Origin of the sequence: Parasphingorhabdus sp. (assembly GCF_039968395.1) — a bacterium.
GTDB lineage: Bacteria > Pseudomonadota > Alphaproteobacteria > Sphingomonadales > Sphingomonadaceae > Parasphingorhabdus.
In genome coordinates this window covers 406885-420792 of record NZ_JBDVPV010000001.1, presented here as the reverse complement: position 1 = coordinate 420792, position 13908 = coordinate 406885, and the positions used below count along the sequence as shown (strand labels likewise).

Annotated in this window: 11 protein-coding genes; 3 read left to right on the top strand and 8 right to left on the bottom strand. The window is 52.5% G+C overall.

Features of this window, described 5'->3' with window-relative positions:
- Window positions 1-2 precede the first annotated feature (2 nt).
- The 4 genes from ABJI30_RS02035 to ABJI30_RS02020 are packed head-to-tail and all read right to left on the bottom strand — an operon-like array spanning window position 3 to window position 3234.
- Window positions 3-689, bottom strand: coding sequence for a glutathione binding-like protein (locus ABJI30_RS02035; protein WP_348015242.1), 687 nt, complete (start codon window positions 687-689; stop codon window positions 3-5).
- A complete protein-coding gene (locus ABJI30_RS02030) occupies window positions 686-1417 on the bottom strand; it encodes a glutathione S-transferase family protein (RefSeq protein WP_348015241.1) in 732 nt (243 codons plus the stop codon). The genes ABJI30_RS02035 and ABJI30_RS02030 overlap by 4 nt, the downstream gene beginning before the upstream one ends.
- Window positions 1414-2256 (bottom strand): isocitrate lyase/PEP mutase family protein, encoded by an 843-nt coding sequence (locus ABJI30_RS02025; protein WP_348015240.1) that lies wholly within the window; start codon window positions 2254-2256, stop codon window positions 1414-1416. The genes ABJI30_RS02030 and ABJI30_RS02025 overlap by 4 nt, the downstream gene beginning before the upstream one ends.
- Before the next feature lie 15 nt (window positions 2257-2271).
- Window positions 2272-3234, bottom strand: coding sequence for a phytanoyl-CoA dioxygenase family protein (locus ABJI30_RS02020; protein WP_348015239.1), 963 nt, complete (start codon window positions 3232-3234; stop codon window positions 2272-2274).
- A 194-nt stretch (window positions 3235-3428) separates the two neighbouring features.
- On the opposite strand from ABJI30_RS02020, the gene ABJI30_RS02015 reads away from it, so the two are divergent.
- From ABJI30_RS02015 to ABJI30_RS02005, 3 genes are read left to right on the top strand one after another with little or no spacing between them, the layout of a single operon-like run.
- On the top strand, window positions 3429-4634 hold the full coding sequence (locus tag ABJI30_RS02015) for an NAD(P)/FAD-dependent oxidoreductase (protein ID WP_348015238.1): 1206 nt from the start codon (window positions 3429-3431) through the stop codon (window positions 4632-4634).
- On the top strand, window positions 4634-5401 hold the full coding sequence (locus ABJI30_RS02010; RefSeq protein ID WP_348015237.1) for an arylmalonate decarboxylase: 768 nt from the start codon (window positions 4634-4636) through the stop codon (window positions 5399-5401). Before ABJI30_RS02015 ends, ABJI30_RS02010 begins: the two co-directional genes overlap by 1 nt.
- A gap of 12 nt (window positions 5402-5413) precedes the next feature.
- Window positions 5414-6331 (top strand): polysaccharide deacetylase, encoded by a 918-nt coding sequence (locus ABJI30_RS02005; protein WP_348015236.1) that lies wholly within the window; start codon window positions 5414-5416, stop codon window positions 6329-6331.
- Between the two features lie 25 nt (window positions 6332-6356).
- Here the strand turns inward: ABJI30_RS02005 and ABJI30_RS02000 are convergent, their stop codons facing one another.
- From ABJI30_RS02000 to ABJI30_RS01985, 4 genes are all read right to left on the bottom strand, one after another.
- Window positions 6357-7871, bottom strand: a complete 1515-nt coding sequence (locus ABJI30_RS02000) for an aldehyde dehydrogenase family protein (RefSeq protein WP_348015235.1) — start codon at window positions 7869-7871, stop codon at window positions 6357-6359.
- Window positions 7872-8188: 317 nt separating this feature from the next.
- A complete protein-coding gene (locus ABJI30_RS01995) occupies window positions 8189-10612 on the bottom strand; it encodes a TonB-dependent receptor (RefSeq protein ID WP_348015234.1) in 2424 nt (807 codons plus the stop codon).
- 493 nt (window positions 10613-11105) lie between these two features.
- Window positions 11106-11882 (bottom strand): hypothetical protein, encoded by a 777-nt coding sequence (locus ABJI30_RS01990; RefSeq protein ID WP_348015233.1) that lies wholly within the window; start codon window positions 11880-11882, stop codon window positions 11106-11108.
- A complete protein-coding gene (locus tag ABJI30_RS01985; protein WP_348015232.1) occupies window positions 11863-13785 on the bottom strand; it encodes an adenylate/guanylate cyclase domain-containing protein in 1923 nt (640 codons plus the stop codon). Before ABJI30_RS01985 ends, ABJI30_RS01990 begins: the two co-directional genes overlap by 20 nt.
- Between the last annotated feature and the right edge of the window lie 123 nt (window positions 13786-13908).

The following is a 13908-nucleotide window of genomic DNA, read 5'->3' as shown; positions in this document are numbered from 1 at the left end:
GCCTATTTTTGATTAAACATTGCCTCGAAGGATTCTTCCGTAGGATTTCCGACTTTGAGATCATCCTGCATGACCGCAAGACCGCGCCCGACTGCAGGACGCTTTCCAACCCTGGCAAGCCAACGTTGGACGTTCGGGAACTGGTTAACATCAATGTCGTGCAGGCTTTGTTGCTTTGCGGTCATCCACGGGAAAGTCGACATGTCAGCGAGAGAATATTCGTTTCCTGCCAGATATTCATTGTCTGCCAGCCGCTCGTTGATAACGCCATAAAGCCGCCGGGTTTCCCCGCAATAGCGTTCGATGCCATGTTCAACACGTTCCTGAGCATAGCCATTAAAATAACCGCACTGTCCAAACATCGGCCCGATACTGGAATTTTGAAAAAACAGCCACTGCGTCACAACCGACTGCTGGACGGGGTCTGATGGCCAGAATTTTCCAGTTTTTTGCGCAAGATACAGGAATATCGCACCGGACTCGAAAACAGCATGCGCTTTTCCTTCTGGCCCATCATGATCGACAATGGCCGGAACCCGGTTGTTCGGGCTGATCGCCAGAAACTCGGGCACATGTTGCTCGCCCTTCAGAATATTGATCGATTTGACCTGATAATCGAGTTCAAATTCTTCGAGTGCAATTGCAATTTTGTGACCGTTTGGCGTAGGCCAGTAATAGAAGTCGATCATGCGCTATGTTCCTTTTGCAAGGCCAGCACATCACGCACCGCCTGTTGACAGCGCTCGGCACTGGTATCGCCTGCGAAGTCCTTGTTATAATGTGCTTTCACGGACGGACGTTCAATCGCCTGATCAAACCAGTCCGACAGTGCAGGACGGCCATCGCGCCAGTTGAAATTGGGATGGATCGGATCCTTTGCTTCATAAAATTCCGCCCGGAACCCGAGATAGCTGATCGCGTGCAGCAATGCGGCATGACCGATATCAAACTCGTTCCAGCCCGCCGCTTCACCTTCCAGCTTGTCGAGCGCCCGGATATATTTTGGCCACAGGGATTCAAACACCCGCATGTTCCATTGCTCTGGCTCCTGCCATTGTTCCGCAACCATCTGCACGGTCGTTTCGAAAATAGTGTCGCCTACGGCCAGCCGGGTTATCGCGTCCCAGCGCTGCGGGCCTGGCGCGGGATACATCTTGCGCGCTTTGCTATTGCTATCAAGATATTCGCACGCTGCCTGACTGCCAAATATCACCTGGCCGGTCCCGGTCGCCAGCGTCGGCACCTTGCCGAGCGGATTTAGCTCCACAATGCTGTAAGCATCCCCTTGGTCCTCCCCGTCCAGATTCTTGAACGGAAAGGTCGGAATGAAATCGATATCGTCCCAGTGGCCGCACTCGTGCGCGGTCACGAGAACCTTGTGAACAAAGGTGTGAAACGGGGAATAGAAAAGTTTCATGATGGACGTTTCCTCTGGTTTAGATATTCCGCTGCACCGACCCGATCGACGGCAGATCCGGCCATGTCGAGCCGGGGGGTAGATATTAATTTTGCGAAGCCATCGTCCAGCGCAGCACCAACAGCCGCCAGCGCCGTACCGGGGAAAAGAGCCACGCTAAAACCTATTGCTTCGACGGTTTGTGCATCCGTCACCTCATCATCAGCGCGGAGCAGGTTGTGAAGCAATGGTACTTTCCCGCCCATTTCAGAGACCAATCGTTCCATCTGATCTCGTGTGGTCAATGATTCGACGAATATCATGTCAGCCCCGGCGTCCGCATAGGCGTGAGCCCGGTCCAGAGCCCGTTCAAAACCCTCTGTGGACATCGCGTCACTCCGCGCACTGATGATTGTTTCTGAATCGTGCAGACAATCACGGGCCGCCCGGATCTTGTCGACCATGGCTTCGCTGGCAATCAGCGGCCGCGACAAAGGCTTGGCAGCTGGTTTTACTTCCTGTTGATCTTCGATTTGGATGGCTGCGGCTCCGGCACGCTCCAGCGCCCGAACCGTGCGAGCGACGCTGAACTGGTTCCCAAAGCCCTGATCAGCATCGACAAACATCGGAACAGCTATGCGATCCGCGATCCGCGCCACGATCTCGGCAGTTTCGCTGGCGGTCAGCAATCCGATATCCGGGCGGGCGAGATGTGTTGCTGCCAATGCCGAACCGGATACAAATACCGCCTCAAATCCGGCGGTATCGGCCCGATATGCACTCAGTGCATCATATACGCCGGGTGCCACGACAATTTCGGACTGTTGCAACCGTGCGCGCAATTTTGCCGCTATTCCCATTGAAATTTCAAATCTCTAGTTTGCCGGAGCAGTGTCTTTACCGGACAGTTCTCCAGCGTCTTCCTTCACCTTTAGTTCCCTGAAAGCCTTATATTCGTTCACGCCCTGCATTTCGCGTTTGGGCCACCGCGTTGCAAAGCCGGCCGGAAAATGAGCATCGCCATCTGCGCGCCCATCTTCTGACCAGAGCAGCGGGAAATGACTGCCTTTAGGTTTTTCACCTTCCAGCATTTCATCAAAACTGACCCCCGCCAGATTGACGCAATCGGGACGCGGCGCCCAGCGAATATCGTCGCCAAAGACCCGCTCCGAAATCGCAACGCGCCAGTCATCGGTCGGATTGCCGGACGAATAATGCAAGACCCATGGATGAACGATCAGCAAGTCACCTGGCTCCATGTCCCAGGTCAGGAATCTCAGATCCGGATCACCACGCTTGCTTTCAATTTCAGGATGCGGAACCCGATCGTCAGGTTTGATCATTTGACGCGCATTTGGCGAGAAGAGCCAGTAGGGCACATCATCATGTTGTGTTCCAGCCAGAACTTCCAGGCAATTGGCTTTTACAATCGGAGTCAGAGGAATCCAGATTGATGGCACCATCGTACCGGTGACGGGCCATCCCATGCGATCGCAATGCCAGAGAGTCTTGGCATCTGATTGGGGAGGCTTGGCAAAAAACTCATCGAAGAAGAACCGGATTTCTTTGGACTGCATCACTTGTCCGGCGACTTCGGCAATGGGTGACTCGAAAACAAATTTGCGATATTCCTCGATGCAGCGCGCCATGTACCGGCCCGGAATCGTAGGCAACAGGCCGACATCCTTTTTATCGATTATGACTTCCCGGGCGATCGGTTCCAGCAGATCAATCCAGTCGCGATCCAAAACACTGCGCAGACAAACGGCGCCGTCTCGGGCATAGTCATCGATATCCTGCTGCGTCACTTCCCTGAGGGGACGTTTGTTTAAAGCCATTGTTCAATATCCTCTTGAATGTGACTCCCTGTTAGTCTGCCAGAAAAATAAACTGGGGATCGGACGCCTCAATATCCACTCGACGGATAGTTTTGGCAAGATCGTTACCGCAGGACGCAGATTGGGCCAATAAATTGTTCCGCGGGCTGGTTCATTTTCCATGCCCAGTTCCGGATCAACGCTGGAGTAGTTAAATGCAGCATCTGAAAACGCAGATTGTCATAGCGGGCGCTGGCCCGGTGGGAAGCGTGGCTGCTTATTACCTCGCCAGCAAGGGCATTGATGTCATCTTGCTGGAATCCGGCGCTGATTGCGCCCTCGATCTGAGAGCCTCGACATTCCATCCCCCAACGCTTGAAATGCTCGATCAATTTGGAATTACCGAAAGGCTTATCAAACAGGGTCTGAAAGCGCCGGTCTATCACTTTCGCGAACGCAAGACCGGAGCGGTCATTGATTTCGATATGACAGAAATTGCCGATCAAACGCGTTTTCCCTATCGTATCCAATGTGAACAATATCATCTATCGCGCATGCTGTCAGACGGTGTCAGAGATCTGCCCGGCACCGATGTACGATTTGATCATCGCGTTGTCGGTTTCAACCAGGACCAGACCGGAGTCGACGTCTACGCAGAAACGCCTCATGAGATTGTGCAAATTCGGGCGGATTATCTGATTGGAGCTGACGGATCGAACAGCATCATTCGCAAATGGCTGGATACTGACTTTGACGGATTTACCTATCCAGAAAAATTCCTGTGCTTCACGACCACGGAACCGCTGGAAGAAAAACTACCTAATCTGTGCCACGTCAATTATGTTTCTGACCCGCAAGAGTGGATGGTGTTGCTGAAAGTGCCCTCACTCTGGAGAGTTTTGGTGCCTGCCAGGGAAGATCAACCCGACGCAGAACTTCTGGCGGATGAGAAAAAAAATGATGTTTTTGGCCGCCTGCTTGGCAACGGAGAAGCAGTGGAAACAGCGCATCGGACGATTTACCGCGTCCATCAAAGGGTTGCCAAGAAGTTCATGCACGACCGCGTTGCCATCATTGGCGATGCCGCCCATCTCAATAATCCGATAGGCGGATTTGGGATGAACAGCGGAATCCACGATGCATTTAATCTGTGCGACAAATTTGATCGTATCTACAATAGCGGCGCAGATGCCGACCAGTCACTGGGTATTTTTGAACGACAGCGGCACACGACGACCCATGATTTCATTCAGGCACAGACGATCCGGAACATGGAATATCTGGCGGAAGGGGAAAGCGGCGAGCATGGTCGGCGCAAAGCCGAAATGCAGCGGGTTCACGATGACCCGGAAGCACGCCGCGGGTTCCTGTTGCGTCAGTCGATGATCGAAAGCCTGGAGCAGGAAAAACAGGTCGCCTGATGCCTTTGAACCCACGCCCCAATCCGGATGCTCTGGGCCACCGCAAACTGTTCGGCGTGCTGGGGCCGTCGACCAATACCGTGGTGCAGCCGGATTTTGACGACTTGCGGGTCCGCGGCGTGACCAATCATTACAGCCGCATCGTGGTAGAAGATGCCCAGGCCATATCTGACGAAACTTTCATGGCAGGTACGCTCGAGATTTCCCGCAACACGCTGGATGCTGTCCGCGGGGTGCTGACCTGCAATCCTGATTACCTGGTAATGGGTATGTCCGCGGTCACCTTTTACGGCGGGGCAGAAGGGGCCCAGACGTGGCGCCAGAATATCGAAAGCGAAGCCGGGCTAAAACTGTGCACTGGTTCCCAATCACTGATCGAAGCTTTCAATGCATATGGCGGGATCAAGAAGATTGTCGTGCTGTCACCCTATTATCCCAGCGCCAATGCACATGTTGCCCATTTTATGGCCGATCATGGAATAGAGGTCGTCCGCGATACCTGCCTGCGATGCCCGAGCTGGACAGCCATCGCCCAAGTGCCGACATCGACATTGCGCGATGAACTGCAAAAACTGGACGGTGATGATGTGGATGCGATTGTTCAGGTCGGCACAAATTTATCGATGATGCGCCTGGCCGCAGCTGCCGAAATGTATCTTGGCAAACCGGTGATTGCGATCAACACGGCAACTTATTGGAATGCGTTGCGACAAAACGGTATAGGCGATCAGGTCGACGGCTTTGGTCGTTTGATGGAAGAATTTTAGGAAGATCCTCAGATGTTTGATTATGATTATGTACCTTTGCCCGAGCGCGCACCGCTGAAATGGCCAAATGGCGCAAAAGTGGCGTTGATGTTCACTTTCAATCTGGAAACCTGGGATTTGGTGAAGGACACGGATCAACCCTATTATGCTGGCGGTCCGGCGTTGTTGCCCAATGCTCTTGCCGGGCGGATACCCGATTATCCCAATTATAGCTGGCGCGAATATGGCCAGCGCGTGGGCATCTGGCGCATGTTTGACCTGTTCGACGAACTTGGTGCCAAAGCGGGTTGTACAACCAATGCCGTGACGTTTGAACGGCGCAAGGCGATGACCGATGCCTGCCTGGAACGGGGCTGGGAACTGATTGCCCATAATCATGAGCAGGGTGAACTGCTGACCGATTTTCATGATGATATCGATGCCGAGCGCGACATTATCCGTCGTTCGGTGGAGATGTACGAGAAGCACGCCGGCAAACGGCCCAAAGGCTGGCTATCATCATCTCTGCGCGGCACCTTGAATACGCCAACCATATTGGTGGAGGAGGGTTTTAAATTTTACTGCGACATCATGAATGATGATCAGCCTTACATGATCCGCACGGATGCCGGCCCGATTGTGGCCACGCCCTATTCCAACGTCATCAATGATTTCACCATATTAACCCGCAACGCGCGGACAACGGATGAATATCGCGACTTGCTGATTGAGGAATTGACCGTTCTGCACAAGGAAGGCGAAAAGACCGGACGGATAATGAATGTCGGGCTGCACCCGCACGTATCTGGCCGCGCGTACACCATTCGCGCCCTGAGGGAATTCATCGAATATGCGCAGGGACTGGACGGCGTCTGGTGGGCAACAAGAGAAGAAATCGCCGACTGGTACGCGGAAAATCACCAAACCCATTTCCCGGGACAAGTCGAATAATCTTTATCCGGTTCCGTGCGACCGATCAGATAATCGCGCAGACCGTTTTCAAATCGAGGTAATTTTCCAGTGCCGCCTGTCCGCTGTCACGGCCCCAGCCGGATTGCTTCATTCCGCCAATCGGCAACGCGGCATCGTACATGGCATGCCCGTTGATCCAGACCGTCCCGGCCTTCAACCGATTGGCAAAGCGCAGTCCGTTGCTCAAACCTTCCGTCCAGACGCCTGCGGCCAGAGCATAATCGCTGTCATTGGCCGCTGCGATCGCCTCGTCGGCATCGTCAAAAGGTGTCACGACCAGCACCGGACCAAAAACTTCTTCCCGCACGATCCGCATGTCCGGCGTGACATCCGTCAGAACGGTGGGAGTGACAAAGCTACCATTGGGGCCCGCAGTTTCACCGCCGCAAACCACTGAAGCTCCGGCCTTTTTGCCGTCCTCGATATATTCCGCAACCCTGCTGCCATGTTCCTTCGATACCAGTGGCCCCATCTGGGTTTCGGCATCCATGCCATGACCAAGCTTGATTTGCTGGCCGATTGCGGAAATGCCTTCAACGACTTTATCGACCATCGACCGGTGGCAATACAATCGGGATCCGGCAATACAGACCTGACCGCCGTTAAAGAAGATGGCATTCGCAGCACCACCAATCGCGGCCTCCAGATCAGCATCGGGCATGATGATAACCGGCGATTTACCGCCAAGTTCCAGTGTCACCCGTTTCAAATTACCTTGCGCTGCATTCAATATGGCACGCCCGGTGCGTGTCGATCCTGTAAACGCAATTTTGTCGACGCCTTTATGTTCGGCCAGGGCCGCCCCGGCCTCATGCCCAAATCCCGTCACCAGGTTGATTACGCCATCCGGCAAACCGGCTTCCTCCATCAATTCCACGAGCCGAACTGCTGTCAGCGAGGTATTCTCAGCGGGTTTCAGGATGACGGTGCACCCAGCCGCCAAAGCGGGAGCGAGCTTCATCGCTGTCAGAACGAGGGGCGAATTCCAGGGTACGATAGCTCCCACAACCCCGATCGGCTCTTTGCGGGTATAGGCGAATACCTCTTTCCCCTCGGGCTGATAGTTGATCGAAGTGGGAATCGTGGTTCCTTCTATTTTTGTGGCCAGCCCCGAAAAATAGCGAAACTGGTTCACAGCGCCCGGTATTTCAGCCCAGCGCCCGACATAGAGTGCCTTGCCCTGATCCATTGTTTCCAACTCGGCCAGTTCGTCAATATTTGCTTCCAGCACGTCGGCAATTTTCCAAAGAATCTGGCTGCGTTCCATCGGCGTCATTTTGGGCCAGGGACCAGACTCGAAGGCAGCGCGTGCAGCGACAACGGCTTTGTCGACATCTGCCTCGCCCCCTCTTTGGAGTTTGCCGATAACGGTTCCGGTAGCAGGATCCAGAGTATCGAAACTTTCTCCGGAACCAGCGTCAAACCATTCCCCTCCAGCCAGCATCTTGTGGGTATCTTTTTTCAGGAAACGACTGGCGGAGTCGCCGAGTTCGGGGCTGGAGATTTTCAATTCTTGCATGGCGGTTCTCCTGAATGGACTGGACGGAATCTTTTTTGGGACGGCTGAAACGAGACAACTATCAAGTGTTTCCGCGGAACCCCCGATCACAATTCAAATATATTCATCTGTCGGTCACCGCCACCCTTTTTCAAATGCCGCCATAAAATCAAGTTGCGAGCATGATGAAAGCTATTGGTTATGGCATGGAAAGGAGATTTTTTGAGATGTTCTGGCAAGAAATCTCGACAGGGAGCCTCAAATAATTTTGCCGGGCATCTCCCCCAAGATGCCCGGCAAAGCGTAACGAAGATAAGGTCTTCGCAACGAGAGCTGTTTTAGAATTCGACCTTGCCGGACAGACCAAATGACCTGCGTTCGCCAAAGAATTCACCATATGTGTTTCCGAAAGGCAGCAACACAACAAATGCGTTGGACAGATATTTCTTGTCCAGCAAGTTACGAGCCCAGATTCGTACGGAGAAATTGTCGACTTGTACGCCGGCACTACCGTTCACCAGAAAGCGACTTGGGATTTCACCCAGATTTGCGCTGTCTGCATAGAAGCTGCTTTGCCAACTGGCATCGGCTCGGATGAAGTAGCTGTCATCGTCACCAAATTCACCATCCCATTGTGCACCGAAGGAAGCTTGAGTTGGCGGAGTCCGCTCAACCGTATTCCCGCCAACGTTCCCGTTGGTGTTACATACGACATCGTCACATGGCGCCGTACCAAACGGACCGGTAGAACCGCGACTGAAGCGGCTATCCACCGTACTGCTGTCATATTTCGCATCGGTATGCGAGAACGTGGCATCAAAGCTGAGATTATCTGTTGCCTGGAACCGGGCCGCAAGCTCAACACCAAATACTCTGGCATCTCCCAAATTCTGTGTGATGCTCGGAACATTCGGGTTAGCGGGGTTTGTTGGATCTTCATCCGCCGCATTCACCTGGATATCGCTCCAATCCGTGTAGAATACGGATCCGTTCAAGGTGAGCATTCCTCCGGCAAGTGTGCTTTTGACACCGAGTTCGTATGTCCAGTTAAATTCCGGATCAAACGTTTGACGGTCGGGCGTCGAGCCGGTCAGGTTAAACCCACCTGCTTTTGCGCCTCGCGCAGCAGATGCAAATACCAGCACCTCGTCATTCAGGTCATGCTCCGCAGTAACTCTGGGAGTAAAATACTTGAAAGTATCGTTGCCTGTCAGGTTACGCCTGTTGTCTGTCGCAGTAATTTCGGTTTCTGAATACCGTCCTTCGACGCCAATACGGGTCGCTCCATTTGACGACGTCCATTGAAACTCACCAAATATCGATGTGACTTCAGTTGTGGTCATGTCGTTGGTGAGCAAGATATTAAATGGCCCCGGATTGAAACTAAAGTTAGGCACCGGTGTCCCGTTAAACGGTACGATATTATTGGGATCGGTTATTGGCGCGATATTGATACTGCTGAAGCGACTATTGTCGACACCGTCAGAATAAAACCCGCCGATCGCAGCACGGATGGAACCGTCGTCATAGGTCAGACGCGCTTCATGGCTATCATAGTTGATATCCCCAACCGGTGTCTGCTGGAAATTACACAATGGTGCAAAACCACCTGCAGGGCCGACGAGAGTGCCACAGTTAATAGGATCTGGTTCACCGCTCGTACCGATGTTCACATCACCATTCACGTTCCCAAACGTGTAATTGAGAGTCAAGTTGTCGACGATTTCTGCTTCGATATGTGCACGGAAAATACCAGTCTGCGCCTGCGAACCGAAGCTGCGCGGATCGACAATCGTGGTGTCACCGGGAGCCGGGAGCTCACCACAAATAAGCGGGCTGAACGCGCCAAAGCGCAAGCTGCCACAATTGGTTATTCCGACGAGGCCGGTATTCGTCGCACTGACGCTGCTTGGATCCAAAATTCCGCCGACACTATCTGCAATATAACGCGATGCCCTTGCCTCGTTTTTAACATCAAAATAATTATAAGATGCCTCTACCTTGAAACCGTCAGCCAGTTGGACAACGGCAGAAACGCTGGCAGATTGATTACTCCAACCGCCAACATTGCCTTGGGTACTTGCTCCAGGAATATCCAGATTGGCGAAAGGATGGGAGTTTTCCCAACTACCATCATAAGTTGAATAGTTGTACGAACCGGCAAGAGCAAACCACTCATTGACCGAGAAGTTCAGGAATCCGCCGATATCATATCGTTCATCTATTCCAACAGTGCCTTCAAGCTCACCGGAAACTTCACCCGTGATTTCGGCCTTTTTCGGCAAATAATTAATGGCACCGGCAAATGCGTTACGACCATAACGAGCGCTCTGCGGTCCCTTGACCACCTCCACACGCTCCAGATTTGTCGTGCCCAGGTCAACGGCCCACGAACGTGGTATGTAAACGCCATCCAGAAATGTGGATACGTTTGTTTCCAGCGCGGTTACGCGCGTTTGAGCCTGGCCGCGGATCACCGGTTGAGCGAAACCGCCTGAAAAATCCTCAAAACTGAAGCCGGGCGTAAAGCGCGCCACGTCGTCGAGCTCCTGAATACCTCTACTGTCGATTTCACTGGCATCAAATGCAGTGATCGCCAACGGCACCTCCTGAATATTCTCTTCTCTGCCACGAGCCGTAACGACGATTATATTTCCGTCATCGGCTTCCGCTGCATCGGTTGTTTGAGCATTGGCAGCTTGGGGAACAACGAACCCACTTGCTGCCAGCATTGCTATAAGACTGACCTTCTGAACGCGCATTTTCTTTTTCCTCCGTGAAATCTGAACCTGTAATCCAACCATTTTTTCAACACATCCCATTTGATGGTTGACCCCTGTTCTCGTTCCAAGTTTGCGCAAATGACCTCCTAATACTGCCTCTATAATACCCCTATCCGCCTATCGGATAAATTCGCAGGCGCATTGATTCAGGTTCGCGGGAAGTAAAATCCACGACTCACACGAAGCAGTTGACGGACAAAGCATAGAGAAATTCATGTTTGAAGATGCTGAGTTTTGTCCCACCAAAGGGTTAGTGAGGACGAGACAATTCCGGCAAATCAAAATGTGGCATTAGACTGCAGAATCAGGGAAGAGCGATGAAGATCAGCATTCTCGGTAAGCACGCTACCTGCCCCGACAATCCCACGCTCGACAGGTTTCATTTCTTGAACTGCTGTCCGCTTTTTTGTGCTCAATCACCTCTCGTATGCAGACGCCTCTGTTCGTGAGCACAAGAAACCAGAGTGGCGCTCTAATCTCCAGCCGACACACCTGCGACATTCTCCACTTTTCCAGAGCGACGGAAAATATTGCACCCCGGGCCTTTCAAGTTAAGCACCCCGCCCTTTTTTCGCAAAACCGTCAGGCTTTCTTTTGGTTTTAGGCAGATTTTGGTTCCGGTTAAAATCGTCGCTTTAAGCTTGTAACGCTTTAAGGCTGACTCGCTGCCTCGGATTACCACGACCTCGCCAAGATCAACTGTCCGTCTAACTGCCTTCGTTGCCGGCATCCTGCGAATACCCCTCTCGCCTCTAATGGCTCCGGTGCGGGCTCGTGATGAACCTCTGGAGTTGATGAACTTGGATAGTCTTGCTGCTGTTGCTGCATCTCTGTTCCCGGTTGCAACATAGAAACAGCCGGGACCTTCCAGAGACCGGGTATCGGATTTTCTCAAGATCGTGACTTTTTCGAGCTCCTTCAAGCAGATTGAAGCGTTATCGGCAATTTTCGTCCCCGGAACACAGCGTGTTTCAATTCCGCCAGACGCCTGCAAAATAGTGATTTTTTTCTCGGATGCTTCATCTTCGGCCATCCCGCATATATTATTCTCTTCTATTCCAACCGTCTGATCACTTTGGACCGGAGCAGGCAGGGCTACCTCTTCCGCGGCGACAACGGGTTCAACATTGGACGTTGATGTCGTGCAGCCAGAGACAATCAGACTTAAAGCCGCAACACCGCCCATGAACTGCAATCGCACTCTTATCTCACGCACGTACGGCCTGTTGTTATTTTCCGCCAAGTTCATAGGGTTTCTCCAATGTTAGCTGATCAATCCTGTCAATCAATGCTCCAATTGCCATGTCTTCCGGGTGTTTGGCCGCCAGATCACGCAAATGTTGCCCGGCTCCGCTGTTTCTTGTTTCGATCTCGATCATGGCATCCGTCAGGTCTGATGTGTACGCGTTGCGATCATCATCTACAGGCTCGAAAACACGTAAAGCCGTTGCAACACCTGATAAGCAAATTGCACCCATCGGACGATAGGAATGTTCAGGTGCTTGCTCTCTGACTGCCTCACTGACCAATATGTCTGTGCAAAGATATTTGTTCGCCCCTTCAAGACGGGCAGCAATATTCATGTCATCACCCATTGCAGTATATTGTATTCTGCGTTCCCCACCAAAGTTTCCGACAGTTGCCTGGCCAAAATGCAAGCCAATCCTGGTGCGACCCAGCTTTTCTTCACCAACAGTCAATTCCGCTCTCAACCGCTCTGCTGTTTTGTGAAGGGCCAAGGCACATGCAACGCTGTTGCGGCCGTCTTTTTCCTCCTTCAGTGGAGCTCCCCAGAACGCAACAATCGCGTCTCCGACAAACTTGTCAATAGTGCCGGCATGATCCAGAATAACCTGACTCATTTCTTCCAGATAGCGATTAAGAATACGGGCCGTTTCTTGCGGAGGTCGAGCATGGCTGAACCGCGTAAAACCTTCCAAATCGGTAAAAAGCATGAAAAGCGGACGCTCTTCTCCCTCCAGTTTTAGCTTTTCAGGTTTTTCCAGTATTTCAAGCGCAACGTTCTCGGGCAGAAATTTGCCTAATGCACCGCGTGCAAAGGCCCGTTCGGTCGAGGTTCGGGATCGAACTGCATAGCCGACAATCAAAAAGACAGTCAGCCAAGCTGACAACAATCCGAAAATCGGCAAATAAAGTATGTCATATCCCGCGTAATGCAAAATGATCGGCAACAGTCCCAACGCAACAGTTTGCACAAAAATTATCAATAGTAGCGTAACCGGACGGCGTTCGATTGTGGCGGTAGCTGCAGCGGCAAAGGCAAGAACAAGAGCCAGCACCAAAATAGCCCACCACGGCGGAGGCGGCGGAAAGTTGCGATCAAGCACTTGTCGCAACATATGGGCGTGAACGGCAACGCCAGCGATAGTTGTTTGATCTGTGTACCGCGTAACTGGCGTCGAAAGCTGGTCGGAGTTGAAAGTATCTGCGCCTATCAGGACCAGTCGGTCTTTAAGCAGCGGCCGGGAAAATTCCGCGAGGTCCGGATCGGATACGACATCTATCGGAAGCGTTGGGAACATGTCTGTTGCGATTTGCAAGCCAATTTCCGTTTCGGCTGCGGTTAACCGAGAGAATGCGATCGCTCCAGCATAGTTTGTGGACTGTTTTTCCGAAGCACCAAGAGCCGCCGCCAGAGTTGGTTTTCCTCCTGGCTTCAGGCTCGGCCATCGTCTTGCAATGCCGGTTTCATCGACGCCAATTGCTGGAGACACGCGCTGGACTTTGGGGTTGCCAATACGTTTCCAAAAGTCGATTTGATATTCGGAAGCATCGTCAGCAACGGATCCATCCCAATATGCCGCCCGATCGGATTCAGGATCAGCATAGGCCATGTAAACAGGGATTTGCATCTGCTTCAGCCGGTCTATCAACACCGATTCATCATCCGAAGGCTGAATGAAGATCATATCAATTCCGACAGCTCGGGCCCCGGCCAGCTCAACTTCGCGGAGCGCATTTGCAAGCAACGCACGATCAATAGGGGTCGTTTTTCCGGTTTCGCGGGCAACAGCATCATCGTAAAGCAAGACAGTGATATCAGGATCGTTGGCGGCCTCTGGCGCTACCCAAAACCGGTAAAGATCATGAACAGCCCGATCGACTCCGCCGATGACAGGAAGGCTCTGCAAAGTAAATGGCAGTCCGAGGCCTAGAACCAGCAGTGCGGCCCAAAGAAATAGCTTCTTGCGAATTCCAGTCTCCCCCTCAGCCCTTCAAGCCTTAACAAGGCCAGAGGTGCAATTCAATCAATC